This window comes from Marinobacter sp. C7, from assembly GCF_022343555.1.
GTDB lineage: Bacteria > Pseudomonadota > Gammaproteobacteria > Pseudomonadales > Oleiphilaceae > Marinobacter.
In genome coordinates this window covers 69,326-95,111 of the sequence record NZ_JAKQZH010000003.1, presented here as the reverse complement: position 1 = coordinate 95,111, position 25,786 = coordinate 69,326, and the positions used below count along the sequence as shown (strand labels likewise).

Below are 25,786 nucleotides of genomic sequence, written 5' to 3'. Positions count from 1 at the left end.
TCTGGTTTTGAAAATGCTCAGTGTGAATCGGTCAGCAGGACCGACTGCGAAAAGCCCCGCGCCTCCAACAGGCTCTGGGTACGCCGGGCGGTGGCCTCGTCCCGGAAAGGTCCGACCTGTACCCGGTGAAAGCGCCCCGACTGGGTATCAATAGCGCGAACCCGCATGGGGTTCTCCAGCACCGATCGGGCCCGGTTCAGCAGGGCCTCCGCCGGATCCCGGCTGCTGAAAGACCCCAACTGGACGAAGAGGCCACGGGCGCCGCTGCCAACGTCGGTATCCGCCGCCACGCCCGAAGCTACCAGGGTGCCCCGGTCACCAGGGACAAACGGCTCGCCGGCCAGGGTCATGGAGCCATCCGGTCTGACCGTAATCGCCGCCACCTCAACCCTTGCCGTGCCTCTGGCCTGATATCCAAGTTTCTTGGCGGCCGCGTAGGACAGATCGATGAGACGGTCGCCATGGAAAGGCCCACGATCATTCACCCGGACAATGACCGACCGGCCGTTGTCGAGATTCGTGACCCGGGCATAGCCGGGAATCCTCAGGGATTTGTGAGCCGCAGACATTTCGTACATGTCGAAGGTTTCACCATTGGAAGTCTTGTGGCCGTGAAACTTCTCGCCATACCAACTGGCGGTGCCGGTGGCGACATAACCTTCATTGCTTCCCAGAACCCGGTAGCTCTTGCCCCAGACCGTATAGGGCGATTTGTTGCCGGCGGCTCTGGGTGCTTCATACCGGGGCTGCGCATCTTCGAGCCCGGAGACATCAAAATCGCCGGCCGGGGCCCGGTCCTGACTCAGGGTATAGCGGGAAGAATGATCGGTCTCGGGTGACGAGGCACAGCCAGCCAGGATCAGCATGGCGGAGGCAGTGAGCCACCATGTAAACATAAACCTCGTCTTCACGGTCCAGACATCCTCTTTTCTTTACCCGCCCTGTTCAAACCCGACGGCTCTCAGTCATTGTAGCGGGTTATCCTGCGGATTCACCATTACCCGCTCTCAATGGTTGATCATGCACTGATCATCCTGCGGTGGGTGTGGATCGACATCAACACCCCGAACGCGGCCATCAGCGTTACGCTCGAGGTACCACCGTAACTGATCAGGGGCAGAGGCACACCCACCACCGGCAACAATCCGCTGACCATACCCACATTCACAAAAATGTAGATGAAGAAGGTCATGGTCAAGGCTCCTGCCAGCAGGCGGCTAAACGAATCCTGTGCCGTCGCAGCAATGTACAGGCAGCGCAAGATGATCAGAAAGTAGACCATCAACAGAACCAGCATTCCGACAAAGCCGAACTCCTCGGCCAGTACTGCCACGATAAAGTCGGTGTGGCTCTCCGGCAGGAATTCCAGGTGTGACTGGGTCCCCTGAAGCCACCCCTTGCCGTCGATGCCCCCTGAGCCGATGGCGGTCTTGGACTGGATGATGTTCCAGCCGGCCCCGAGAGGATCACTCTGCGGATCCAGCAAGGTAAGCACCCTTTGCTTCTGGTACTCCCGCATCACAAAAAACCACATCAGGGGCGCCGAAACGGAGGCCATGGCCACAAAGGCGGCGATCAACTTCCAGCTCATTCCGGCAAAGAAGACCACGAACAGGCCTGCCATCCCCACCAGAAGGGACGTCCCCAGATCCGGCTGCTGGATGATCATCACCATGGGAACCAGCACGATGGCCAGCCCCACGGCGACCTGAGACAGACGAGGCGGCAAAAAGTGCCGGGAAAGATACCAGGCAGCCATCATGGGGACGACCAGTTTCATGATTTCCGAGGGCTGAAACCTCGGCAGACCGGGCAGTGCCAGCCAGCGTTGGGCCCCTTTGGCACCGACCCCCACAACCAGAACCGCGGCCAGACCAACCAGCCCCACGGCATAGAGCCAGGGTGCCCAGCGGCGGAATACGGCAGGATCCAGCTGGGCGAAGACAAACATCACCACGAAGGCGACTCCCAGGCGGATACCCTGGGCCTTGACCACCTCAATGTTGCGGTCGGCACCGCTGTACAATACGAACAGACCGCCGGACACCAGAAGCAACAGCAACAAAAGAAGGACCGGGTCCAGGTGCAGGGCAGACCAGACGCCCCGGGAACGCGCGAACGGACCTGACGCAGCCGGGTCCACCAGATCCTTCAGGGCCATTACTCCACTCCTCCTGCAGACGACTGGCTTACCAGATCTCCTTCACGGCCGCCGGAAAACTCCAGCAACCAGGCATCGAAAAGCGCACGAGCGACCGGTGCCGCTGTGCCACTGCCGCTACCGCCATTCTCGACGATGACAGAAACCACGATCTTCGGATCTTCAACCGGCGCAAAACCGACGAACAATGCATGGTCCCTGAGACGCTCCCGGATTTCTTCGGCGTCGTACTCCTCGTCCTCCGCCAGACTGAATACCTGCGCAGTGCCGGTCTTGCCCGCCATCCGGTAGGGGGCGTTGCTGCCTGCCCGCCGGGCCGTTCCCTTTGCACCGTGCATGACTTCCGCCATGCTCTCGACCACGTACTCCCAATCAGAGGGGTTCTTCAGTTTGAGCGGCTCGTGGGTCTCTTCGGGGAGGACATCGTCAACCCTGTCATCACCGATCACGTCCCTCAGCAGGCGCGGCTCAACCCAGGTGCCCCGGTTGGCAATGAGGGCAGTGGCCGTGGCCAGTTGCAGAGGCGTTGCCAGCATGAACCCCTGACCGATGCCAAGGTTAACCGAGTCACCCGGATACCACGGCTGGTTGTGAATGCCACGCTTCCACTCCCTGGAGGGCAGCAATCCACTCAGTGCGCCGGACACGTCGAGAGCGGCGTCCTCGCCAAAACCGAAACTGGAAAGGTAGCTCGACATGGTGTCGACCCCCATCTCAACGGCCATCTCGTAGAAATAGATGTCGCAGGACTCGGCAACGGCGTCCTTGAGATCGACCCAACCATGGCCGGACCGTTTCCAGTCGCGCCACAACCGGCCACCTTCATTCAAGCGAAAATAGCCCGGATCCCAGATCGTGTAATCGCGGGTTGTAGCACCGCTGTCCAGCGCTGCTATGGCCAGCATCGGCTTGAGGGTGGAACCCGGCGGGTACTGTCCACGCAGGGCCCGGTTGAACAGGGGTTTGTCCTTGCTCTGGCTCAGGGCACGATAATCGTCCACGCTGATGCCGGTCACAAACTTGTTGGTATCGAAACCCGGCACACTGGCAAGGGCCAGGATACCCCCGCTTTTGGGCTCAATGGCGATCACTGCGCCCCGCCGGCCATCCAGCAGTTCGTGCGCCCGCTGCTGCAGCCGAAGATCCAGGTGCAATTTCAGGTCTTCTCCCGGTACCGGATTTTCACGCTCAAGCACGCGCAGTGTCCGGCCACGGGCATTGGTTTCCACATGTTGATAACCAACGGCGCCGTGCAGGGTTTCCTCATAGAAGCGCTCGACCCCGGACTTGCCGATATAGTTGGTTCCGGCGTAGTTGACCGGATCGATCCGCTGCAACTCCTCCCGGTTGATACGTCCGACGTAGCCAAGCACGTGGGCGGTGAGTTCACTATGCGGGTAGTAACGGACCAGTTCCGCCTTGACTTCAACACCGGGCAACTCATGGCGATGGACTGCCAGCCGGGCAATTTCCTGCTCGGTCAGATCGTACCGCAGCGGAATCTCCTGGAAAGGACGCCGGGGTTCTTGCAGGCGGCGGTGAAAACGTTCGAGATCCTGCTCGGAGATATCCAGGATGCCGCCCAGCTGGATGAGGGTCTCATCCATCCCGTCCACGCGCTCGGGGACCAGGGTGACACTGAACACCGGGCGGTTTTCGGCAAGCAGTTCGCCATTGCGGTCATAGATCAGCCCGCGGGGTGGCGGCACCGACTGCACCTGCACCCGGTTCTTGTCGGAGATCGTGGTGTAGGTCTCATGCTCGACCACCTGCAGCTGATACATACGGCCCAGCAGGCCCCCCAGCATCACGATGACGAACACCAGCATCACCACGGTGCGGCGCTGGAACAACCGACGTTCGGCGGCGGTATCCTTGAATTCACCCCACGGCATGACAGCCCCCTAGGCTCGGTGATACGGGTGGTTGCGGGTGATCGACCAGGCCCGGTAGAGCTGTTCCGCCAGCACAATTCGCACCAGCGGATGAGGAAGCGTCAGTGGCGACAGCGACCATTGCTGGTCCGCCCGCTGGCGACAGGCGTCCGCCAGGCCGTCCGGACCACCAACGAGGAAACTGACGTCACGACCGTCCTGCTGCCAGTTTTCAAGCTGGCTGGCAAGCTTCTCGGTAGACCAGGGCCGGCCGCCGACTTCCAGGGCAACAACACGATCCCTGGGGCCGGTCGCCGCCAGAATGGCGTCGCTTTCCTTCTGCATCAGCCGGGGAATATCGGGATTCTTGCCCCGGTGTGCCATGGGGATCTCGACCAGTTCCAGGGGAAGTTCCGGGGGCATCCGACGGGCATAGTCGCTGTAACCGGCACTGACCCAGTCGGGCATTTTTTGCCCCACACAGATCAGACGTAACCGCATGGTTATTCGCTGCCCGCGACACCCAGATTCGGTGCGTCGCGCCAGAATCGCTCCAGATCATAGAACTCGCGGGTAGCGGGCATCATGACATGAACCACAACATCGCCGAGGTCTACCAGTATCCAGTCACTGGCAGTGGCGCCCTCGACATTACTGGCGCGCACTCCCTGTTCCTTGGCTTCGATCACCACGGAATCAGCGAGGGACTTTACATGACGGTTTGATGTACCGGAGGCCAGTACCATGAAATCCGTAACGCTGGTACGGTCGCGCACGTCGATCACACTGACATCCTGTGCTTTTACCTCTTCAAGTGCTTTGACAACCAGATCTTTCAGTTCTTCAGCCTGCATAATTACCCTGTTGTACGGGCTTCAGCCGGATTGGCGGCCCGAATAGTCATACTCAGACGCGATTGTAGCACTAAAAGTTCCCGTCAGGGCAGGCACCATAAAGCCCCTGACGGCGTATTTCGTCCCAGACCGAATCGGGAATCAGGTAACGGGGGGATCGACCGTCGGCAATCCGGTCCCGGATTCCGGTGGCGGAGATATCCAGCAGCGGCGGATCCAGCTCCAGCACGCACCCGGCGGGCGAATGCCGCAGACTCGCGGCCTCCTCCACCCCCCTGCTCGCCAGCAGCATGGCGGGAGCGCTCCCGGGATCCAGTGCGGGGCCCGGACGGCGCACCACCACGATGTGGCCCAGTTCAGGTATGCGCTCCCACTCCCGCCAGCGATCGAAGCCGGCGAAGGCGTCGGTACCCACCACCATCACCAGGGGATGATCCGGCCCCAGCTCTTCCCGCAGCTGACGGAGAGTATCGGCGGTGTAGGAAGCCCCGGCACGACGCAGTTCCCGGTCGTCAATATGCAACCGGGGCTCGCCCCGCACTGCCAGCTCCATCAGCTTCAGCCGCTGTGACGCGCTGGCGCCTGTATCCCCCCGATGCGGGGGGATATGGCACGGCACCAGACTGACCCGAGCGACCTCAAGGCGATCGCACAACTCGACCGCCAGGCGCAGGTGGCCGTGATGGATGGGGTCGAAAGTGCCCCCGTAGATCACATGCATCGGCATCAGGTCCGGATGTGACCGTCGCCAAACACAACGTACTTCTGGGAGGTCAGCCCCTCCAGCCCCACCGGACCGCGGGCATGGATCTTGTCGGTGGAAATCCCGATCTCCGCACCGAGTCCGTACTCAAAACCGTCGGCAAAACGGGTGGATGCGTTCACCATCACCGAACTGGAGTCCACCTCGGTGATGAACCGGCGGGCCCGGGTATAGTTTTCCGTGATGATGCTGTCGGTATGCTGAGAGCTGTAGCGATTGATGTGCTCAATGGCCCCGTCGAGCCCTTCCACCACACGAACCGCCAGGATCGGCGCCAGGTACTCTTCCCCCCAGTCCGCTTCGGTAGCTTCACCCGCGCCGGGAACGATCTCGCGGGTTTCGGGACAGCCGCGCAGCTCCACACCCTTTTCCTCGAACGCAGACGCCAGCAGAGGCAGAATATCGGACGCCACCTCCCGGTCCACCAGCAGGGTTTCCATGGTGTTGCAGGTGCCGTAGCGCTGAGTCTTGGCGTTGACTGCCACTTTCAGCGCTTTTTCCGGGTCGGCATGGCTGTCGATGTAGACATGGCATACGCCGTCCAGATGCTTGATAACCGGTACCCGTGCATCCCGGCTGATGCGTTCGATCAGGCCCTTGCCACCCCGGGGCACGATCACGTCGACATAGCGGGGCATGGTGATCAACTCACCGACCGCCGCACGATCTGTGGTCCTGACTACCTGCACAGCGGCTTCAGGCAGGCCGGCAGCCGCCAGGCCCTGAGCCAGGCAGGCGGCAATAGCCTGATTGGAGTGAATCGCCTCGGAACCACCCCGAAGGATGGTGGCATTGCCCGATTTCAGGCAAAGGCTGGCTGCTTCCACGGTCACGTTGGGACGGGACTCGTAGATGATGCCAATAACGCCAAGCGGGACCCGCATCTTGCCAACCTGAATTCCGGACGGGCGATAGGTCATCCCGGTGATCTCACCGATCGGGTCCGGCAACGAAGCCACCTGCTTCAATCCCTCGATCATGGTATCGATTCGCTGGGGTGTCAGCTCCAGCCGGTCCAGCATGGCGGCATCCAGACCGTTCTCACGCCCTTTTTCCAGATCCTTGCTGTTGGCAACCGCCAGTTCATTGCGAGCGGCATCAAGGGCCTCCGCAGTGGCCAGCAAAGCCTGGTTGCGCGTGGCCGTGGTTGACCGGGCTACCTGCGTGGCAGCCGCTCGCGCCTGCTGGCCGACCTCGGCCATGTATGCTGCTATATCCATCCCGTTTCCTTGCACCTTGTCAGTCATTTTCAGGAATAAGGGCCTAACTTTACCTTTCCCGTTTCAAGTACGCATCCCAAACCGATATTATACCGCTGCGCTATGATTCATACTTAAGACGCCTCTGATTAATGGATGCCCGGGAGAGGAAGGACACACCATGGCCCAGACGGCCGATAGATTCCTGCTGACCAAACTGTCGCGAGCCGGGTTTGTGGCTTTTATTGCCATTACCCTGCTGGGCGCCCTGCTCGGGCAGCCCCTGTTAACGGCAGTTGCCGCTGCCGCCGCCGGCGTTGTGATCAGCGGCCGGACGTTCCACACGAACCGCGCCAGGCAACCCTGGCCCCTGATTCAGCGACTGTTTTTCCTTGCCCTTGTAATGCTGCTGCTCAGCGGCTTCGTATTGGGCCCGTGGGCCCTCACCCACTGGCTCTATGCCGTCCCGCTGGCCGCTTTCTCCCTTTTTCCGCCTGCAGCAGCCATGGCACTGGTGCTGGTTGTGACTGTTCTCGCCATGGCCGGTGTCTGGTGGGCAACAGGCCTGCCCGACCGGCACCAGATGATCAGTGCATTTTTGCTGACGCTGTTGCTGTCCGCACTGCTGGTATTTCTCCGTGAGTACAAGAGCCGCCAGCTTGCGCCCTTGCGACGCACGGATGAGCTGACCCAGGCCGCCAGTCGGGAATACCTTTCCGCCGATCTGCACAAGGAGATACAACGCAGCGAACGGGAAGGCACGGATATGTCCGTCATCATGATCGGACTGGACACTCACCTGAGTGACAACGAACGGGACGAGGATATCCGCTCGATCCTGCCCCGCATTGGCCGGTACCTGCATTCCCAGTTACGTGACTTCGACACCTATTACCGGGTGGCAGACCTGCAGTTTCTGGTCATCCTGCCCGGCATCGGCACCAATAATGCGCTTGGCCGGGCCGAAACCATCCGCACCGGCCTGCAAACCCTGCTCGAATCCCACGGAATGGGCCTGACCGTCAGCACCGGCATTGCCGGACTCAACATCGGAGACGACGCGGACAGCCTGCAGCAAAGTGCTGCGCACGCCCTGCGCAGGGCCCAACAGCAGGGCGGCAACCGAACCCAGGTCTATAGCGCCTGGTCACAGCAGGGCCAGGGCATGACCGGGCAGGAGCGTCCAGCGTCATGACCGAGACCCGCCTGAGGACCTGGACCCACAGTGCCGGCTATGTGCTGGCCACCGTGTTCATTACCAGCCTGGCAGGACAGAACCTGCGCTATGGTTTCTATGATCTGTTTTACCTGGCCGCCGGTATGGCCATTCTCACCACCACGGGGCTGGTCTACACGATCATCAATCGCAGACATCAGCTCTCTGCACCCGGCCACCTGATCATCCTGTCCGGGCTGAACAGCGGTCTGGTTGCGGCGCTGATTACAATGGAAGGGCCGGGCATCAGCCACTGGGCCATGCCGTTACTTGTCCTCAACCTGCTCATCCTGCCCCTCCGCCAGGGCATCGGGTTGTCACTGTTACTGCTGGTGCCACTCGGGATAACCCTGTTCCTGAAGCATCCGGCCAGTGAAGCCGTGACCATTACCACAGGGCTGCTGATCCTGCTTGCCGTTACCGCGCTCTACACCTGGCACTACGGCCATATGGCCCAGTCCGCAGAGGACCTGGCAATAACGGATCCCATTACCGGCGCCCACAATGCCCGCTTCCTGGACGAGACCCTGCAAAAGGAAATCAGCCGGGCAATCGCCACCGGCCACCCGCTGTCGGTTATCCATCTCGGACTCGACTACGTGGATGAGGCCAGGGACCTCCATGGCGAGGACGCGATCCAGACCGTATTCCGCGACATGACCCAGCATCTGTTTGGCGTCATCCGGGCCGGCGACACCCTTTATACACTTGATAATGCAGAGTTTTTCCTGGTACTTCCGTTCACGCCGGAGGAAGGTGTCCGGGTCATCGCGGAGCGCATCCGGAGGAATATTGCCGAGCACCACTGGCCGGTGGTCGGCAAGGCAACGGTCAGCCTTGGCTGCACTAACCGCGGCAACGGCGACACCCGAACCGACACGTTGCGCAAACGTGCCCGACAGGCCCTCGAAGAGGCGCGTAAACGGGGCGCCGATTCGGCGTGGTTCAGCCCGGGAGAGACCATCGAGGCATGAGTAGCGCCTGGCTAACGGAGCTGACGGCATGGCTATCAGCCAATCCCGGGCTGTTGGCCGCGGCACTGTTTCTGACCGCATTCATCGAATCCCTCGCGATCGCCGGCATCATTGTCCCCGGCGTTGCCATCCTGTTTGCCGTTGCCGCGCTGGCGGGCAAATCCGGCATGCCCCTGACCGAAGCCCTGGTCTGGGCGGGACTGGGAGCCGTGGCCGGTGACAGTGTCAGCTTTGCCCTTGGCCGCCAACTGCAGGGCCGGCTCACATCAGTATGGCCCCTGAGCCGATACCCGGTGCTGATTAACAAGGGAGAAGCCTTTTTCCACCGGCACGGCGGCAAGAGCGTTGTCATCGGGCGCTTTATCGGCCCTATCCGTCCTATCATTCCAATGATCGCCGGCGCCCTGTTGATGCCCTGGCGACGGTTCCTGGGTTTCAATATTGCCTCGGCCATCGGCTGGGCACCCGCCTATATTCTGCCGGGCTTTCTGGTCGGTAGCGCCCTGCAAAGTGAAATCCGGCCTCCTGCACACTTTTATGCAGTCACGGGAGTCAGCCTGGCGGCATTGTTCGTGGTCTATCTCATCATGGTTCGCTTCCAGATGGGATTGGGCGAGGGCAGCCGGACTTACCGATGGTTCGAACGCCGGATGCGGCAATACGAGCTCTCACATCGGTTCTGGCGCCTGTACACCAACGACCGACCCGCCAGGGAAGGCGAGTTTCCGCTTGCCTCCATGCTTATGGCTGTTGCCGCCTCCGGACTTCTGCTGATCTGGGGGCAACTGACCGTTCACGGTGTGCTGGAGCCCTTCAACCAGTTGACCCTCGAGTGGTTCCGCCAGCTTCGACAGCCCTTGCTCGATGGCCCGGCCACGGTCTTTACCCTGATCGGGGACCCCTGGGTATTGTTTACCGCTGCGCTCCTGGCGGTCCTCGCTCTCGCGTTCCGGGGCTACTACGCCGCGGCAATGCACATAGTGCTCGCTGCAGGCCTGACCCTGATCCTTGTCTGGCTACTGAAATCGACTCTTGCCATTCCGCGCCCGGATCAGGTCTTCCGGCCGCCTTCCTCCGGCGCCTTCCCCAGCGGCCACAGCGCGGGCATAACCGTGTTTGTCACCATGCTGGCCAGTTTCGTTGCTGGCGAAACCCGCCATCGAAAACGCTGGCAGGCCTATGTGCTGTTTTCACTGCCCCTGGTGCCGGTAGCGGTCAGCCGTCTTTACCTGGGAGTGCATTGGTTTACGGATATAATCGGGGGCATCCTGTTGGGATTGGCGATTACCGGCCTGGTGCGGGCCAGCTACAGCCGATACGACCGGGTCCCGATCCATACCGATGGCTTTACCCTGGCGGCCCTGCTGCTCTGGGCCCTGATTACGATCGGCTACCTATACGAACGCCTGCCCGGGGCCCTGGAGGCCTATGCCAGGGAGCCTGCGGCCACGGAACAGAAACAACCTAGCCTTCTTCCAGTGCCTCCAGCAGTCCCTGCAGTCGATTGAGCCGCTCCAGAGGATCCTGAAGCTCAACCAGTCGCTGTTTTTCCTGTTTATCCAGTGGCAGGAGTTCCGTCAACCGCCAGCCCACTTCGCGGGCGTCGCCGTAATCGACCTCCATCGCCAGGTCGCGGATGACAGGGTGCCTGAACAAAGCCTGCAGAACCGATGACAGCTCACCGTAACGATCCGGCAACTCGCTCCGGGCCTCCTCGAGCAGACACTCCACATCCCCCACATTCAACCCGTCATCCTGTTGCCAGCTACGAACCACGGACACTTTGGCTTCACCCTCAACAGTAATACCCAGCAGCCCGTTCTGGAGCTGCTGGAAATCGATGATCCGAACATAAGTACCGATATCGTAAAAACGCGCGACCGGGCTGGTTTCTTCGCCATCTCTCAGCAGCACCACAACAAAACCACGGTCCTCCTTGAGACAACGGGTGAGCATATCGATGTAGCGGGGCTCAAACAGCTGGAGCGGGATGCGTCCCCGGGGCAGGACAATGGAGTTGAGAGGGAAAAGGGGGACATGCATGATTGGATCGATCATCGAGTCGAGAGCAATTGTTCTGTTTGCCCTACCCTGGCCCTGGCTTCGGCAAGAAGCTCCTGGCTCCGGGAGGCACCGGGCTCCGGCCCACCCAGTCGCCACACAGCAGGCACCTGGTTCGGGGCGGAAAGCTCGCCATTCTGGCTTGAGCTGATCATTGAATGCAACCGGGCAGTGATCACCACATCCACCAGCTGCGGGCCTGTCTCGGGGCTCTCATAATGCCAGTCCCCGGCATGGCTCACAGCCTCGAGCAGATCTCGCGGACACGCCCAGCTTTCCAGCAGTGCGGCCCCGAACTCCGGCCGCAATGACCCGGCAACAGACCGGAGACTGGCTTCACTGGACCACAGGCCCGGGTGGTGCTCGGCCAGAACCAGTAAGGGCACAACTCCGATATTGTGCAGCAACCCGGCCAGCTCCGCCTCGTCAGGATCCACGCCACCGATCTGGCTGGCGATCAGCCAGGACAACGCCGCCACTTCCCGGGATTGCTGACAGGCTTTTACCATCTCTCTCTGCAAGCTCATCTGCCGGCTTCTGAACACCTCCCTGAGCGCAAACTCTGACACCAGTTGCCGTGTGGTGCCCGGTCCGAGCCGGTCGACCGCTTCATGGACACTACGAACGGCTCCCGGTTCGCGGTACAGAGGGCTGCTGCAGGCCCGCAGCAGCTTGCCAACCATCGCCGGGTCAGCGGTTATCGCCCGGGCCAATTTCTTTCCCGATAGCCCTTCCCTCGCGGCTGTGCGTCGAACTTTCCAGGCCATATCCGGCACGCTGGGCAACCGGATATGGTTGGACCGGAGCTCCGAATTGAACTCCATCCGGAGTCGGTGCTCGACGCTGTCCGAAGCCACCCACTCTCCCGACGGGTCCATTTCGACCTGACTGACCGGCGCCGAATTCAGAAAGTCGTTGAGTATGTCCTGTTCGACCACCAGGAATTCACTGGGCCTGACAGCAACCACCTCGTACATGCGCGGCTGCAGTCGCGCAATGGGATTCCTGGCCTGCTCCGTCTCAGCCTCTATGACGGACTTCCGGCCGTCCTTGGCGTGGAGCTCCACAGCGCCGCTGACCAGAAAAAAATCCAGACCATCCCGTGCCCCCTGTTCAATCACGGTTTGGCCCGGACTGTGGCAACGACGCTCAGCTCGGTTGACCAGCAGAACCAGCTGGTCCGCCGTCAGGCGGTTCAGGGGATCGAAGCTTCTCAGACGACGCAGAGGCAGGCGTTCCCGGCCAGCCATAGACGAACTCCTTCTCCGCTCAGCAGAACGCAACAAACTTCCGGTCCATGCCTTTCTTATAGTCATCGGGAGTGGCAAAAACAACCATGCGCCCCGGGCCTAATCTGGTATCCTCTGTTTTTTACCGAATTTGTCAGGCAACAAGAGAGAGATCAGAACACATGCCTCAGTATCGTTCGCGGACCTCCACAGCCGGCCGTAATATGGCCGGTGCCCGCGCCCTCTGGCGCGCTACCGGTATGAAAAACGAGGATTTCGGCAAACCCATCATCGCGGTGGCCAACTCCTTCACCCAGTTCGTACCCGGCCATGTGCACCTGAAAGATCTGGGGCAGCTGGTTTGCCGCGAGATCGAGGCGGCCGGCGGTGTCGCCAAGGAGTTCAACACGATTGCCGTGGACGACGGCATCGCCATGGGGCATGACGGCATGCTCTACTCCCTGCCTTCCCGGGAGATCATCGCCGATTCGGTGGAGTACATGGTCAATGCCCACTGCGCCGACGCCCTGGTGTGCATTTCCAACTGCGACAAGATCACCCCGGGCATGCTGATGGCCGCCATGCGTCTCAACATCCCGGCCATTTTTGTTTCCGGCGGGCCCATGGAGGCCGGCAAGACCAAGCTTTCCGAGCACAAGCTGGACCTGGTGGATGCCATGGTCATCGCCGCGGACCCGAACGCCAGCGACGAGCAGGTGGAAGAGTATGAGCGCAGTGCCTGTCCGACCTGCGGCTCCTGCTCCGGCATGTTCACCGCCAACTCCATGAACTGCCTGACCGAGGCCATCGGCCTGGCCCTGCCGGGCAACGGCTCACTGTTGGCCACCCATGCTGACCGCGAACAGCTGTTCCTGAAGGCCGGACGCCAGATCGTGGAAAATGCCCGGCGCTACTACGAGGACAACGACGCCAGCGTGCTGCCCCGCAGCATCGGCTCCCAGGCGGCCTTCGAGAATGCCATGACCATGGACATCGCCATGGGCGGGTCCACCAACACCATTCTGCACCTGCTGGCTGCAGCCCAGGAAGGCGGCGTGAATTTCACCATGGCCGACATCGACCGGCTGTCGCGTCACGTCCCCCAGCTGTGCAAGGTGGCGCCGAACTCACCTAAATACCATATGGAAGACGTCCACCGTGCCGGCGGCATCATGGGTATTCTCGGTGAGCTGGCACGGGGCAACCTGATCAACACCGAACTCCCCACTGTTCACAGCAAGACCATGAAAGAAGCCCTGGAAACCTGGGACATCATGCGCTCACCGACGCCGGAAGTGGTGGAGTTCTACAAGGCTGGTCCGGCTGGCATTCCCACCCAGACAGCCTTCAGCCAGAGCACCCGCTGGCCAAGCCTGGACGGCGACCGCGAGTCCGGTTGCATCCGCTCGGTCGCCAGCGCCTATTCTACCGAAGGCGGGCTGGCCGTACTCTACGGCAACATCGCCCGCGACGGCTGCGTGGTAAAGACCGCCGGGGTGGACGAGAGTATCTACGTGTTCGAAGGCAAGGCGCGAGTGTTCGAGAGTCAGGACTCCGCAGTGGCAGGCATCCTCGGTGACGAGGTCAAACCCGGTGAGGTCGTCATCATTCGTTACGAAGGTCCCCGGGGCGGACCGGGCATGCAGGAAATGCTCTACCCCACCAGTTACCTGAAGTCCAAAGGTCTGGGCAAGGACTGTGCCCTGCTGACGGACGGCCGTTTTTCCGGCGGTACGTCGGGCCTCTCGATCGGGCACGCCTCCCCGGAAGCGGCAGCCGGTGGCGAGATCGGCCTGATCGAGAATGGCGATACCATCCTGATCGACATTCCCAACCGCTCTATCAACGTCCAGCTGGACCAGCAGGAGCTTGACCGGCGCCGGGAAGCCCGTGATGCCAAGGGCTGGAAACCGGATCTGCCGCGTGACCGAAAGGTGTCGGCAGCGCTCAAGGCCTACGCCCTGCTGGCTACCAGTGCCGACAAGGGCGCGGTCCGGGATCTGGAAAAACTCGACTGACCTCTTCCGCCCAGAAACAGAAAAGCCCGTCAGGCATCAATCCGGCGGGCTTTTTTGTGGAACGGTGAAGCGGTAGCGCTACCAGAGTGACCAGCCGCCGTCGTCATCTTCCTCGATAGCGTCCTTGTCAGCGGACTCCCCGGCAGACTGGGTTGAAGCACCATTCTCCGGGGCTTCAGTCGTAGCCGGCGCCCCGCCCTGAGCAGGCGCCGCGGCGGCTGCCTGAACGGTTATCATGCCGAGTGCCTTTTTGGTTTCTTCATTCAGAGCACCGGTGGCCTGGAGACCATGATCTTTCTGGAACTTGGTCAATGCGGCGCGGGTCTCGTCGTCCATACCCGGTCTCACATTAGTGATGTTATATCCGGCACCGTACAGGGCGTTTTTCACTGCCACGGTTTCATCTGCGTGGGCCACCGGCGCAAGGCCCAGCGTAGCCGCCACACCGGCTGCAGCCAGAAGGCGACCAAGAGAACGGGTCGTTTTCTTCATGGTACTCACCTGCCATACTCCTGATGCCTTTGCGGCATCGGTCTTTTCTTGTTATGTGGTGCCAATCTCCACAGGCTGGGGCAAACACTGAATACCGTATCACAGTTTGCTTTCGGGGCGGTTGCCGCGGTTCTCATCTTCCGATTCCGGCCCGGTTCCCGGATGCCGGACTGTTTGCGCCTCGTGCCCGAATTCCCGGATAAAAATGCCCCAGAAGGCCATGAACAGGGCCGCGACCAGGGGCCCCATCACAAATCCGTTGATACCAAACATGACAATGCCGCCCAGGGTTGAAAGCAACACCACGTAATCCGGCAACTTGGTATCCCGACCGACCAGAAGTGGCCTCAACAGGTTATCGGCAAGACCAATCACCACTACGCCGAACACGGTCAGGACAATGGCCGGGACCACATCCCCGACTGCGGCCAGGTATATGGCCGCCGGTACCCATACGAGAGCAGCCCCCACCGCCGGCAGCAGGGACACAATTGCCATGACCACGCCCCACAGGAGCGCACCGGAAATCCCGAGAATCCAGAAGATCAACCCGCCGAGGGCACCCTGGATAATGGCAATCAGCAGGTTCCCCTTGACCGTTGCGCGGGTGACCTCGGCAAACTTGGCAAACAGCAGGCGCTCGCGTTCATCGCCCAACGGCAGCGCCCGGATAATCAGCTCAACCAGGGAGTGACCATCCCGGAGCAGGAAAAACGCCAGGTACACCATCAGCGCGAGGCCCATGAAGAACTGGAAGGTATTCTGGCCGATTCCCAGAGCTTGTTTGGCCAGGAACTGACTGCCACCGACGAACAGGCTGACGGCACGGTCCCGCAATTCGGTAAAGCTGATGTCAAACTGGGCGAGGAAGGCCTGAATCGCCGGAAACGACTTGTTGACCTGATCGATATATTCGCCCGGCCGGATCTCCCCGCGCTGGATCTGCTGGTAGAGATCCACGCCCTGGGCAACCAGAGACGTCACCAGTACCAGCACCGGAATGACCACGATCACCATGCAGAACACCAGAGTGATCAGGGCATTGGTGTTTGGTCGCTCTCCCAGCCAGCGGACCAGCAGGTTCTGGACCGGATGGAAGATGAGCGCGATCGCCACGGCCCAGAAAATGGGACCGAAGAAAGGCTTCATCAGAAACACGAACGCGAGGGAAACGCCAACCAGCAAGGCCAGAAAAGTCCGTGTTTCAAGTTTTGCGTACATAGGTCAGGTCTTCCCAAAGCTGTGAACGGTGACCGGGTGTCTGTCCGGCCACTCCGGCCCGATAGCCTACCACGATGACATGGCCACTGTAGCCTGCTTCAGGTTATAGTGATCGGTTATGGCTTAACCGACAAACGAGTCACATTATTGGAACTGGAAACCTTTACCACCGAAACGGCGCTTGAAGCTGCGACGGAACTCCAGCGTGTGCTGGCGACAAGGACTCATCGCCGTAAGGTGATGGGGCAGGAGGTGTTGGTACCCGGCCAGCTCGGGGAGGCTCTGCAGCTCCCGAAGATCATCAACCGACTGCAGAGCAAACAGCAGAAGCAGCGGGAACAGGGCCTGGACGACTTCCAGGAGCTTTGGCCCACGCTCTCCCCGCGTACCCGCCAGAAAGTACTCAATGCCATCGGCTGGTACGATCCGAAGGAGCTTGACTGGGAAGACAAGCGCTCCAATCGCCGGCCGGTGGTCGATCCGGATAAAGGATCCGTATAGAGACGGAAACCTCAGCGAAAGGCCGACGCTGTATTGTCACACTGCGGCCCTAGTCTGAACCTATCAGGAGGATATTTATGACTGAACAGACCCATTACAACGCCATTCTCGCCGTTGGCAGCGCTGTACCGACCCTGCTTTGCGGCCATTGTCGATCCATTCTTTCCCGTGCCCGGATGTTCCGCAACGAAGGCGAGAACCAGCAGGACATCCAGTGTCAGGTTCTGGCCTTGTGTCCGGCGGACGATTGCGGTGCCGTGAACTGCTGTGACGACGCCATGACAGAGATCGAAAACCCCGACCTCTTGCTGGACCTGGCCTGCTGAAGCAAACGGGATACGCACTGTTACGCAACTCAAACACATGAAACAGCCATCTGATTTATCCTGATTTGCGAGGATTGTCATAACGGCAATTACGCAACCTATCAGTCAGGACAGTCGATGGCATGCGTATTCTGAGAACCGACGAAGCCCGCTTTCAGGGTCTGCCGGATTACCCTTTTGCCCCCAATTACCTCGACGTAGAGCCCAACCTGAGAATGCACTACGTCGATGAAGGCCCCCGCGGCGCTTCACCGGTACTGATGCTGCACGGAGAGCCATCCTGGTCCTATCTGTACCGTCACATGATCCCGCCGATCGCCGCTGCCGGCCACCGGGCACTGGCCCCGGATCTTATCGGGTTTGGTAAATCGGACAAGCCGGCAGACATGGCGGACTACAGCTACGACCGGCACATGGCGTGGCTGACGGAATGGATCGAACAGCTGGACCTCAAGGACATCACCTTGGTGTGCCAGAACTGGGGGTCTTTGCTGGGACTCCGCCTGGCGGCCGAGCATTCCCATCGGATCCGCTGCATCATTGTCGGTAACGGCATGTTGCCGACCGGAAACACCCGTGCACCGGCCATGTTCTCCCTCTGGAAAACCTTTGTCACCCACAGCCCCTGGCTTCCTGTCGGGCGCATTGTACAGCTGGGCACGGAACGAACCCTGAGCAGAGCCGAACAAGCGGCCTACGAGGCACCTTTTCCCTCGACGAAGTACAAGGCCGGTGCCCGCGCGTTCCCCAGGCTGGTTCCGGTATCCCGGGATGACCCGGCCGGACTGGCCAACCGGGCGACCTGGAAAGTTCTGAAGAAATGGCGCAAACCGTTTATAACCTGCTTCAGCAGCGGAGACCCCATTACCCGCGGCGAGGACCGTTACATGCAGCGCAGGATCCCCGGCGCTCACGGCCAACCGCACATTACCCTGCGGGGCGGGCATTTCCTGCAGGAAGATTCCCCGGAGGATTTCGCACGCATCATTATTGATGCCCTGAAATCGGAAATGGCGGCCTGAGCCGCCATTTCGTTGCCTTACTCCGAAGCCCCCGGAGGCTCAGGGGTCAGGACTGGTGTTTCGGCTGGTACTGGCCGGCGTCTACCCGCGGACGGTCGGGCTCCCCCTCTTCCAGGGGCTGACATTCCACCAGACTGTCGAGTGAGCGGCGCGTCAGGCGCTGATACTCTTCGGTGCCCTTCTTCTTCCAGGCCACTTCCTTGTCGCTCAGGGTTCGCAGTACCTTCGCCGGCGATCCGACGATCAGGGATGCCGGCTCGCACTGGAATTTGGCCTTGACCAGGGCGCCGGCGCCGACAATCGAACGGGGCGCAATATGCGCCTCGTCCATGACCACCGCATTCATTCCAACCATCGCGTCTTCACCCACAATGCACCCGTGCAGGATCGCACCGTGCCCCACGTGGCCGTTCTTTTCGATCACCGTGTCCATGCCCGGGAAGGCGTGCATCACGCAGGTGTCCTGAATGTTGGAACCTTCCTTGAGGACAACACGGCCAAAATCCCCCCGCAGACAGGCCGCCGGCCCCACATAGCAATCCGGTCCGATCCAGACGTCACCAATCAGAACGGCGCTCGGGTGAACATAAGCGGTCGGGTGGACAACCGGGACAACACCTTCAATGCTGTATACGGGCATAACTTTCTCCTGTTGGCAGGGGGTTGCGGCACGAAGCCTTATGGAACCCAAAACGATTATTGTGATTCATTTTCCGTATCACATTATCCGTTTTTGTGTGGAATTTCATGTCCCCGGGAGGCTTAACAACGATCAATTGCCTTCTGAACGGCTATAAAAAACTCAATACTCGAATTTATTTTTCTTTATTTTCATCAAGATAAACAGGCAACAAACCCCCAGAATGCCAAAGTGATACAGAAGTCGATACCATGGATCCTTGACGGGTATCAATTCTGAGATATACTCATTCACGCATTCGACCCTGACAGACCAGAAAGACCAGGGTATGCAGCGCCCGGAATCTGATCGGCCAAGCCGGCAAATGATGAGACAAAAACAAAGTCGCACCGGATTGCTTATGCCAAACAACCTGCACATCACATCCGCAGGGGCGGTACCGGAAAACATCCATACCACCCCTGCCAATTTCCGCCCGGACACCCCTCGCGTGCTCCGGGGGCTATTCGCCATTCCTGTAACGGGACGCTGAGCGTCCCGAACCATTTCTTGCTACCAACAACGGGACAACACCATGACCCAGCCGAGCATCCTTCTTGAAATCGATCAGGGCGTCGCCCTGCTTACCCTGAACCGACCGGATAACCTCAATAGCTTCAATGTCGAAATGCATGAGCGCATGCGCGATGCCATCGACACCGTCCGCAAGGACGAAACGGTGCGGGTGCTGGTCATCACCGGTTCCGGCCGGGGATTCTGTGCCGGTCAGGACCTTTCGGATCGCAGCGTTTCCCCGGGCCAGGAAATGCCGGATCTGGGTGCCTCCCTGGAGAACTACTACAACCCGATGATGCGCAGCCTTCGCGACCTGCCCATGCCGGTGCTGTGCGCCGTGAACGGAGTAGCCGCCGGTGCCGGTGCCAACATCGCCCTGGCCTGCGACATTACTCTGGCCGCCCGCTCCGCCAGCTTCGTCCAGGCTTTCTGCAAGCTGGGCCTGGTGCCGGATTCCGGTGGTACCTGGACCCTGCCCCGGGTGGCAGGCATGGCCCGCGCCAAGGGCATGGCCCTGCTGGGCGGCAAGATTGGCGCGGAAAAGGCGGAAGACTGGGGCATGATCTGGCAGTGCGTGGACGACGACCAGCTGATGGAAGAAACCATGAAACTGGCCCGCCACTTCGCCACCCAGCCCACCAAGGGCCTGGCACTCATCAAGCAGGCCCTGCACGCCAGCGTCAACAACACCTTTGAAGAGCAGATCAACCTCGAACGGGATCTGCAGCGGGAAGCCGGTCGCACTGAAGACTACCGCGAGGGCGTGGCCGCCTTCATGGAAAAACGCACACCGTCTTTCAAGGGGAAATAAACCATGCCGGCACTGGATACCCAAACCAAAGTTGCAGTCATCGGCGCCGGCGCCATGGGCGCTGGCATCGCCCAGGTAGCGGCCCAGGCAGAGCACCACGTCTTCCTGCATGACCAGCGCGAAGGGGCCGCCGAGGCGGGGCGCGACGGCATTGCCAAGGTGCTGCAACGCCGTGTGGACAAGGGCAAGATGGAGCAGCAGGACCTGGACGCCCTCCTCGACCGCATCCAGCCGGTGGCCGATCTCTCGGAAGTAGCCGAAAGCGGGCTGGTGATCGAGGCGATCGTGGAGAACCTCGACATCAAACGCGGCCTGCTGGCTGACCTCGAGGCGCTGTGCCGCGAGGACGCCATCCTCGCCACCAACACCTCCTCCATTTCCGTCACCTCCCTGGGTGCCGGCATGAAGCATCCCGGTCGCCTGGTGGGCATGCACTTCTTCAACCCCGCTCCGCTGATGGCGCTGGTGGAAGTGGTGCTGGGCCTGGCCACCGACAAGGCCGTTGCCGAGACGGTGTACGACACCGCCGCCAACTGGGGCAAGAAACCCGTCTATGCGACGTCGACTCCCGGCTTCATCGTCAACCGGGTTGCACGACCGTTCTATGCCGAGAGCCTGCGCCTCGTCCAGGAACAGGCCGCGGACCCGGCTACCCTTGACGCCCTGATGCGCGAGGCCGGCAATTTCCGCATGGGCGCCTTCGAGCTCACCGACCTGATCGGCCATGACGTCAACTACGCGGTGACCAACTCGGTGTTCAACGCCTACTACCAGGACACCCGTTTCCTGCCCTCACTGGTTCAGCAGGAGCTGGTCTCCGCAGGCCATCTCGGTCGCAAGAGCGGCCAGGGCTTCTATAGTTACCAGGAGGGGGCAGAGCGCCCCGAGCCGCAGACCGAAGCTCCGCGCCAGAGCAATGAATCTGTAGTTATCGTCGAAGGCAGCCTGGGCCCTGCGTCGGCCCTGGTGGATCGTCTCCGCGATGCGGGTCTGAAGATCATCGAGCGGGCCGGCAACGGCCAACTGCGCTTTGGCCAGGCAGTGCTGGCATTGACCGACGGCCGTCTGGCCACCGAACGGGCCGCCGCGCAAGGCTGCGCCAACCTGGTGCTGTTCGACCTTGCCTTCGACTACGCCCAGGCCTCCCGTCTGGCGATTGCGGCGGCGGACCAGGCCTCCGGGCAGGCCATCGACGACGCCTGCGCCCTGCTGCAGACGGCCGGCCTTGCGGTCAGCCGCATTGCCGATCGCCCGGGCCTGGTGGTCATGCGCACCGTCGCCATGCTGGCGAACGAGGGTGCCGATGCCCACCTGCACGGAGTCGCCACGGTTGCCGATATCGATCTGGCCATGAAAGCCGGCCTGAATTACCCGGAAGGGCCTCTGAGCTGGAGTGACCGCCTCGGGGCCGGCCGCACCTTCACCGTGCTGACCAACATCCAGAACAGCTACGGCGAAGATCGCTACCGGCCGTCGCTGCTGCTGAGAAAGAACTGTTTTGCCAACAAGGGGTTTTACGCATGAGCGCTATCGATCCACAGAAACTGGCAGAAGAATGCGCCGAGTCCATGTTCGCCAGGGACCGTGCCAGCCAGAAACTGGGCATGAAAATCGAATCCGTAGCCCCCGGCAAGGCCATCCTGACCATGACCGTAGGCCCCGACATGATCCAGGGCCACGGCTCCTGCCATGGCGGCTACCTGTTCACCCTGGCCGATTCCGCCTTTGCCTTTGCCTGCAACAGCTATGACCGGGCCACCGTGGCTTCCGGCTGCAGCATTGACTACATGTCCGGCGCCAGAGAGGGCGACCTGCTGACCGCCACCGCGGAAGAACGTTCCCGGGGCGGCCGTACCGGCATTTACGACATTACCCTGACCAACCAGGACGGCCGCACCGTGGCACTGTTCCGCGGCCGCTCCTATGAAGTTCGCGGCACCGTCCGCAATTCGGAGGACAATTCATGAGCACTGACAACCGCCTGCTGGACGCTTACATCGTCGACGCCATCCGCACCCCCATCGGTCGCTACGGCGGCGCGCTTTCCCCGGTCCGGGCTGACGACCTCGGTGCGATTCCGATCAAGGCCCTGGTCGAGCGGCACCCGGACCTGGACTGGTCCAGGGTGGACGACGTGCTCTACGGCTGCGCCAACCAGGCCGGCGAGGACAACCGGGATGTAGCCCGCATGTCCCTGCTGCTGGCCGGTCTGCCGGTAGACGTTCCGGGCAGCACCATCAACCGGCTGTGCGGCTCCGGCATGGATGCGGTGGGCAGCGCCGCCCGCGCCATCCGCACCGGTGAAACCAGCCTGATGATTGCCGGCGGTGTCGAATCCATGTCCCGTGCACCTTTTGTCATGGGCAAGGCCGATAGCCCCTTCAGCCGCAAGGCGGAGATCTTTGATACCACCATCGGCTGGCGCTTCGTCAACCCGGTGCTGAAAAAGCAGTACGGCATCGATTCCATGCCGGAAACCGCCGAGAACGTGGCGGAGCAGTTCAATATCTCCCGGGAAGACCAGGATGCCTTCGCCCTGCGCAGCCAGCAGCGCACTGCTGCCGCCCAGGCCGCTGGCGTTTTTGCCGACGAGATCACGCCGGTCACCATCCCCCGCCGCAAGCAGGACCCGCTGGTGGTGGATACCGACGAGCATCCCCGGGAAACCAGCCTGGAGAAACTCGCCAAGCTACCCACCCCGTTCCGAGAGAACGGTACGGTCACGGCCGGCAACGCCTCCGGCGTCAATGACGGTGCCTGCGCCCTGCTGATGGCCGGCGCGGCTGCCCTGAAAGAATATGGCTTGAAGCCGCGGGCCCGGATCGTTGCCATGGCCACCGCCGGCGTTGAACCCCGGATCATGGGCTTCGGCCCGGCACCGGCCACGCGCAAGGTTCTCAAGACCGCCGGGCTGGAACTGGCGGACATGGACGTGATCGAGCTGAACGAAGCCTTTGCCGCCCAGGCCCTGGCGGTCACCCGCGATCTGGGACTGCCGGACGACGCCGAGCACGTGAACCCGAATGGCGGCGCCATCGCCCTGGGTCATCCGCTGGGCATGAGTGGCGCACGGCTGGTAACTACTGCCCTGAACGAACTGGAGCGTCGCCACAAGGCCGGCAAGAAAGCCCGTTACGCCCTGTGCACCATGTGCATCGGCGTCGGCCAGGGCATCGCATTGATCATCGAGCGCACCGACAGCGCCGAGTAATACCATCATCAACAATGACACGCTGACTCAAGGCACAAGAACAAGCAGGATTCGATTATGAGCTTACCTCTGCAGAAAATCGGGAAACTCGACCGCATGGAAACCGCCAGCATTGACGAACTTCGTCACGAGCAGCTCCAGCGCCTGCGCTGGAGTGTGGTCCATGCCTACACCAATGTTCCGTTCTACCGGAAGGCGTTTGATGACATCGGCCTGAAACCGATGGACATCAACTCCCTGGAAGACCTGGCCAAGATCCCGTTTACCACCAAGGCGAACCTGCGCGAGAACTACCCGTTCGGCATGTTCGCCACGCCGATGTCCGATGTGGTCCGGGTACACGCTTCCAGCGGCACCACCGGCCAGCCCACCGTGGTCGGCTACACCCAGAGTGACATCAACACCTGGGCCGATATCGTGGCCCGAAGCATCCGTGCCGGCGGTGGCTACCGCGGTGACAAGGTCCATGTTTCCTACGGTTACGGCCTGTTCACCGGCGGCCTGGGTGCCCACTACGGTGCCGAGCGTCTGGGTTGTACCGTAATCCCCATGTCCGGCGGCCAGACCGAGAAGCAGGTCCAGCTGATCAAGGATTTCCAGCCGGACATCATCATGGTGACGCCGTCCTACATGCTGAACATCGCGGACGAGATGGACCGCCAGGGCATTGACCCGCGCAAACTGCCCCTGCGCCTGGGCATCTTCGGCGCCGAGCCGTGGACCAACAGCATGCGCACGGAGCTGGAGGAGCGCCTGGGCATCCAGGCTCTGGACATCTATGGCCTGTCCGAAGTGATGGGGCCGGGTGTTGGTATGGAATGCATCGAAACCAAGGACGGCCCGACCATCTGGGAAGACCACTTCTATCCGGAAATCATCGATCCGAACACCGGCGAGGTGCTTCCGGACGGTGAATACGGCGAGCTGGTGTTCACCTCCCTGACCAAGGTCGCCCTGCCGATCCTGCGCTACCGTACCCGCGATCTGACCCGTCTGCTGCCCGGCACCGCCCGTCCGATGCGTCGTATCGACAAGATCACCGGGCGCAGCGATGACATGCTGATCATCCGTGGTGTGAACGTGTTCCCGAGCCAGATCGAAGAACAGGTCCTCAAGTGCGAGGCGCTGGCGCCGCACTACGAGATCGAGGTCTACAAGGAGGGCAACCTGGACTGCGTGGACATCCGTGCCGAACTCAAGCCGGAAGCCGGCATGGGCGACGAGGTACGCACCAAGGCAGCCAAGGAACTGGCTCACCACATCAAGTCCTACATCGGCATCAGCACCCGTGTCGAGGTGGTGGAACCCAACCGTCTGGCCCGCTCCGAGGGCAAGGCCAAGCGGGTTATCGACCGCCGGAAGTAAATCCCGGCAGTGCCCCGGCCGGTTCACGCGAACGGCCGGGGCCTTTCCATCCGGATTATCGGGATTTAATTTAACTTTCTCTCAATAGATCTCGATAGTTTTTCATTACGTATCACTTTTTTTAGGCAGCGTATCAAGCGCTTAAATAGCGATGGCGCAACCTTTTAACCTGACATGACACACAAAATCGTTCCTTGATTTTTATTCAGTATCATTTAATATTGACTAAAATCAGAGGAACATGAAGAGAGCATTCTTGCTCGCAGAACAACAAGCCGAACCGGAGGTATTGTATGTACGCCCAGCTCGTTGAAACCGGAGCCAAGCGCGTCAAGAGCCTGGATGAGATGTCGCCCGAAGAGCGCGCATTCCAGGAAAAAATCGACGCCGAAGTGAAGATCGAACCGAAGAACTGGATGCCCGAGGGCTACCGCAAGACCCTCGTCCGCCAGATTTCCCAGCACGCCCACTCCGAAGTGGTCGGCATGCTTCCGGAAGGCAACTGGGTAACCCGTGCGCCGACCCTCAAGCGCAAGCTGCAGCTGATGGCCAAGATCCAGGACGAGGCCGGTCACGGCCTGTACCTGTACAGCGCCATGGAAACCCTCGGCGCTGACCGTGATGAAGAAATCGAAAAGCTGCATGAAGGCAAGGCCAAGTACTCCAGCATCTTCAACTACCCGACCCTGAACTGGGCCGACATGGGTGCCGTTGGCTGGCTGGTGGATGGCGCCGCCATCGTCAACCAGGTTGTCCTGCAGCGTACCTCCTATGGTCCCTACTCCCGCGCCATGATCCGCATCTGTAAGGAAGAGAGCTTCCACCAGCGTCAGGGCTACCAGATCCTGCTGGACATGATGCGTGAAGGCACCGAGGAGCAGAAGCAGATGGTGCAGGACGCCATCAACCGTCTGTGGTGGCCGGCACTGATGATGTTCGGCCCGCACGACGACGAATCCCCGAACTCCCAGCAGTCCATGGCCTGGAAGATCAAGCGCAAGAGCAATGACGAACTGCGCCAGATGTTCATCGACCAGACCGTGCCCCAGCTCGAGTTCCTGGGCTGCACCGCACCGGATCCGGACCTGAAGTGGAACGAAGAGCGTGGCCACTATGATTTCGGTGAAATCAACTGGCAGGAGTTCTACGACGTTCTCAAGGGCAACGGCCCCTGTAACCGCGAGCGCATCAACACTCGCAAAAAAGCAATCGAGGAAGGCGCGTGGGTTCGTGAAGCCGCCGTCGCCTATGCCAAAAAACAAAAACAGCGCGCAGAAGCCGCCTGATACCGGA

Annotated in this window: 25 protein-coding genes; 13 read left to right on the top strand and 12 right to left on the bottom strand. The window is 61.0% G+C overall.

Going from position 1 to position 25,786, the window contains the following annotated elements:
- Positions 1-17 precede the first annotated feature (17 nt).
- The 7 genes from MD273_RS14855 to MD273_RS14825 all read right to left on the bottom strand — a co-directional run bounded on the left by MD273_RS14855 (position 18) and on the right by MD273_RS14825 (position 6,872).
- Positions 18-896: a septal ring lytic transglycosylase RlpA family protein gene (locus MD273_RS14855; RefSeq protein WP_239038832.1), complete on the bottom strand. Its 879-nt coding sequence runs from the start codon at positions 894-896 to the stop codon at positions 18-20.
- A gap of 122 nt (positions 897-1,018) precedes the next feature.
- Positions 1,019-2,161, bottom strand: a complete 1,143-nt coding sequence (gene rodA / locus MD273_RS14850; protein WP_239038585.1) for a rod shape-determining protein RodA — start codon at positions 2,159-2,161, stop codon at positions 1,019-1,021.
- Positions 2,161-4,056: a penicillin-binding protein 2 gene (gene mrdA / locus MD273_RS14845; protein WP_239038584.1), complete on the bottom strand. Its 1,896-nt coding sequence runs from the start codon at positions 4,054-4,056 to the stop codon at positions 2,161-2,163. Before mrdA ends, rodA begins: the two co-directional genes overlap by 1 nt.
- A 9-nt stretch (positions 4,057-4,065) precedes the next feature.
- Positions 4,066-4,536: a 23S rRNA (pseudouridine(1915)-N(3))-methyltransferase RlmH gene (gene rlmH, locus MD273_RS14840; RefSeq protein WP_239038583.1), complete on the bottom strand. Its 471-nt coding sequence runs from the start codon at positions 4,534-4,536 to the stop codon at positions 4,066-4,068.
- 2 nt (positions 4,537-4,538) lie between these two features.
- Positions 4,539-4,889, bottom strand: a complete 351-nt coding sequence (rsfS, locus tag MD273_RS14835) for a ribosome silencing factor (RefSeq protein ID WP_239038582.1) — start codon at positions 4,887-4,889, stop codon at positions 4,539-4,541.
- Between the two features lie 70 nt (positions 4,890-4,959).
- Complete coding sequence (gene nadD / locus MD273_RS14830; protein WP_239038581.1) at positions 4,960-5,610, bottom strand: nicotinate-nucleotide adenylyltransferase; 651 nt, start codon at positions 5,608-5,610, stop codon at positions 4,960-4,962.
- 5 nt (positions 5,611-5,615) lie between these two features.
- Complete coding sequence (locus MD273_RS14825) at positions 5,616-6,872, bottom strand: glutamate-5-semialdehyde dehydrogenase (RefSeq protein WP_502846065.1); 1,257 nt, start codon at positions 6,870-6,872, stop codon at positions 5,616-5,618.
- A 160-nt stretch (positions 6,873-7,032) separates the two neighbouring features.
- Here MD273_RS14825 and MD273_RS14820 point away from each other — a divergent pair, with 160 nt between their 5' ends.
- Genes MD273_RS14820 through MD273_RS14810 form a run of 3 tightly spaced genes read left to right on the top strand, consistent with a single transcriptional unit; the run spans position 7,033 to position 10,549 of the window.
- Entirely contained in the window at positions 7,033-8,046 is a 1,014-nt protein-coding gene (locus tag MD273_RS14820; RefSeq protein WP_239038579.1) for a GGDEF domain-containing protein, read from the top strand.
- Positions 8,043-9,041 carry a GGDEF domain-containing protein gene (locus tag MD273_RS14815; protein ID WP_239038578.1) on the top strand — a complete coding sequence of 333 codons (999 nt, stop codon included), beginning with the start codon at positions 8,043-8,045 and terminating at the stop codon, positions 9,039-9,041. The genes MD273_RS14820 and MD273_RS14815 overlap by 4 nt, the downstream gene beginning before the upstream one ends.
- Positions 9,038-10,549 (top strand): bifunctional DedA family/phosphatase PAP2 family protein, encoded by a 1,512-nt coding sequence (locus MD273_RS14810; RefSeq protein WP_239038577.1) that lies wholly within the window; start codon positions 9,038-9,040, stop codon positions 10,547-10,549. The genes MD273_RS14815 and MD273_RS14810 overlap by 4 nt, the downstream gene beginning before the upstream one ends.
- On the opposite strand, the gene MD273_RS14805 is transcribed toward MD273_RS14810, so the two are convergent.
- Positions 10,506-11,084, bottom strand: a complete 579-nt coding sequence (locus MD273_RS14805; RefSeq protein WP_239038576.1) for an LON peptidase substrate-binding domain-containing protein — start codon at positions 11,082-11,084, stop codon at positions 10,506-10,508. The two genes, MD273_RS14810 and MD273_RS14805, sit on opposite strands and share 44 nt — an antisense overlap.
- A gap of 11 nt (positions 11,085-11,095) precedes the next feature.
- Positions 11,096-12,352, bottom strand: coding sequence for an HDOD domain-containing protein (locus MD273_RS14800; protein WP_239038575.1), 1,257 nt, complete (start codon positions 12,350-12,352; stop codon positions 11,096-11,098).
- Positions 12,353-12,513: 161 nt separating this feature from the next.
- On the opposite strand from MD273_RS14800, the gene ilvD reads away from it, so the two are divergent.
- On the top strand, positions 12,514-14,349 hold the full coding sequence (gene ilvD, locus MD273_RS14795) for a dihydroxy-acid dehydratase (protein WP_239038574.1): 1,836 nt from the start codon (positions 12,514-12,516) through the stop codon (positions 14,347-14,349).
- A gap of 78 nt (positions 14,350-14,427) precedes the next feature.
- On the opposite strand, the gene MD273_RS14790 is transcribed toward ilvD, so the two are convergent.
- A complete protein-coding gene (locus MD273_RS14790; protein WP_239038573.1) occupies positions 14,428-14,841 on the bottom strand; it encodes a peptidoglycan-binding domain-containing protein in 414 nt (137 codons plus the stop codon).
- Positions 14,842-14,940: 99 nt separating this feature from the next.
- Positions 14,941-16,062: an AI-2E family transporter gene (locus MD273_RS14785; RefSeq protein WP_239038572.1), complete on the bottom strand. Its 1,122-nt coding sequence runs from the start codon at positions 16,060-16,062 to the stop codon at positions 14,941-14,943.
- 147 nt (positions 16,063-16,209) lie between these two features.
- Between MD273_RS14785 and MD273_RS14780 the strand changes: the two genes are divergently transcribed.
- The 3 genes from MD273_RS14780 to MD273_RS14770 all read left to right on the top strand — a co-directional run bounded on the left by MD273_RS14780 (position 16,210) and on the right by MD273_RS14770 (position 17,911).
- On the top strand, positions 16,210-16,563 hold the full coding sequence (locus MD273_RS14780) for a hypothetical protein (protein ID WP_239038571.1): 354 nt from the start codon (positions 16,210-16,212) through the stop codon (positions 16,561-16,563).
- A gap of 77 nt (positions 16,564-16,640) precedes the next feature.
- A complete protein-coding gene (locus MD273_RS14775) occupies positions 16,641-16,889 on the top strand; it encodes a hypothetical protein (protein WP_239038570.1) in 249 nt (82 codons plus the stop codon).
- A gap of 122 nt (positions 16,890-17,011) precedes the next feature.
- Positions 17,012-17,911, top strand: a complete 900-nt coding sequence (locus MD273_RS14770) for a haloalkane dehalogenase (protein WP_239038569.1) — start codon at positions 17,012-17,014, stop codon at positions 17,909-17,911.
- 46 nt (positions 17,912-17,957) lie between these two features.
- Here MD273_RS14770 and MD273_RS14765 read toward each other — a convergent pair whose 3' ends face one another.
- Positions 17,958-18,551 carry a phenylacetic acid degradation protein PaaY gene (locus tag MD273_RS14765; protein ID WP_239038568.1) on the bottom strand — a complete coding sequence of 198 codons (594 nt, stop codon included), beginning with the start codon at positions 18,549-18,551 and terminating at the stop codon, positions 17,958-17,960.
- Positions 18,552-19,125: 574 nt separating this feature from the next.
- Between MD273_RS14765 and paaG the strand changes: the two genes are divergently transcribed.
- The 6 genes from paaG (at position 19,126) to paaA (ending at position 25,779) form a co-directional block, all read left to right on the top strand.
- Positions 19,126-19,917, top strand: coding sequence for a 2-(1,2-epoxy-1,2-dihydrophenyl)acetyl-CoA isomerase PaaG (paaG, locus tag MD273_RS14760; RefSeq protein ID WP_092005186.1), 792 nt, complete (start codon positions 19,126-19,128; stop codon positions 19,915-19,917).
- 3 nt (positions 19,918-19,920) lie between these two features.
- Positions 19,921-21,441 carry a 3-hydroxyacyl-CoA dehydrogenase PaaH gene (paaH, locus tag MD273_RS14755; protein ID WP_239038567.1) on the top strand — a complete coding sequence of 507 codons (1,521 nt, stop codon included), beginning with the start codon at positions 19,921-19,923 and terminating at the stop codon, positions 21,439-21,441.
- On the top strand, positions 21,438-21,884 hold the full coding sequence (gene paaI, locus MD273_RS14750) for a hydroxyphenylacetyl-CoA thioesterase PaaI (protein ID WP_239038566.1): 447 nt from the start codon (positions 21,438-21,440) through the stop codon (positions 21,882-21,884). The genes paaH and paaI overlap by 4 nt, the downstream gene beginning before the upstream one ends.
- A complete protein-coding gene (pcaF, locus tag MD273_RS14745) occupies positions 21,881-23,128 on the top strand; it encodes a 3-oxoadipyl-CoA thiolase (RefSeq protein WP_285229167.1) in 1,248 nt (415 codons plus the stop codon). The genes paaI and pcaF overlap by 4 nt, the downstream gene beginning before the upstream one ends.
- A 57-nt stretch (positions 23,129-23,185) precedes the next feature.
- Positions 23,186-24,493, top strand: a complete 1,308-nt coding sequence (gene paaK / locus MD273_RS14740; protein ID WP_239038565.1) for a phenylacetate--CoA ligase PaaK — start codon at positions 23,186-23,188, stop codon at positions 24,491-24,493.
- Positions 24,494-24,786: 293 nt separating this feature from the next.
- The gene (paaA, locus tag MD273_RS14735; protein ID WP_239038564.1) at positions 24,787-25,779 is read left to right on the top strand and encodes a 1,2-phenylacetyl-CoA epoxidase subunit PaaA; all 993 of its coding nucleotides are present in this window, start codon (positions 24,787-24,789) and stop codon (positions 25,777-25,779) included.
- The last annotated feature ends 7 nt before the right edge of the window (positions 25,780-25,786 follow it).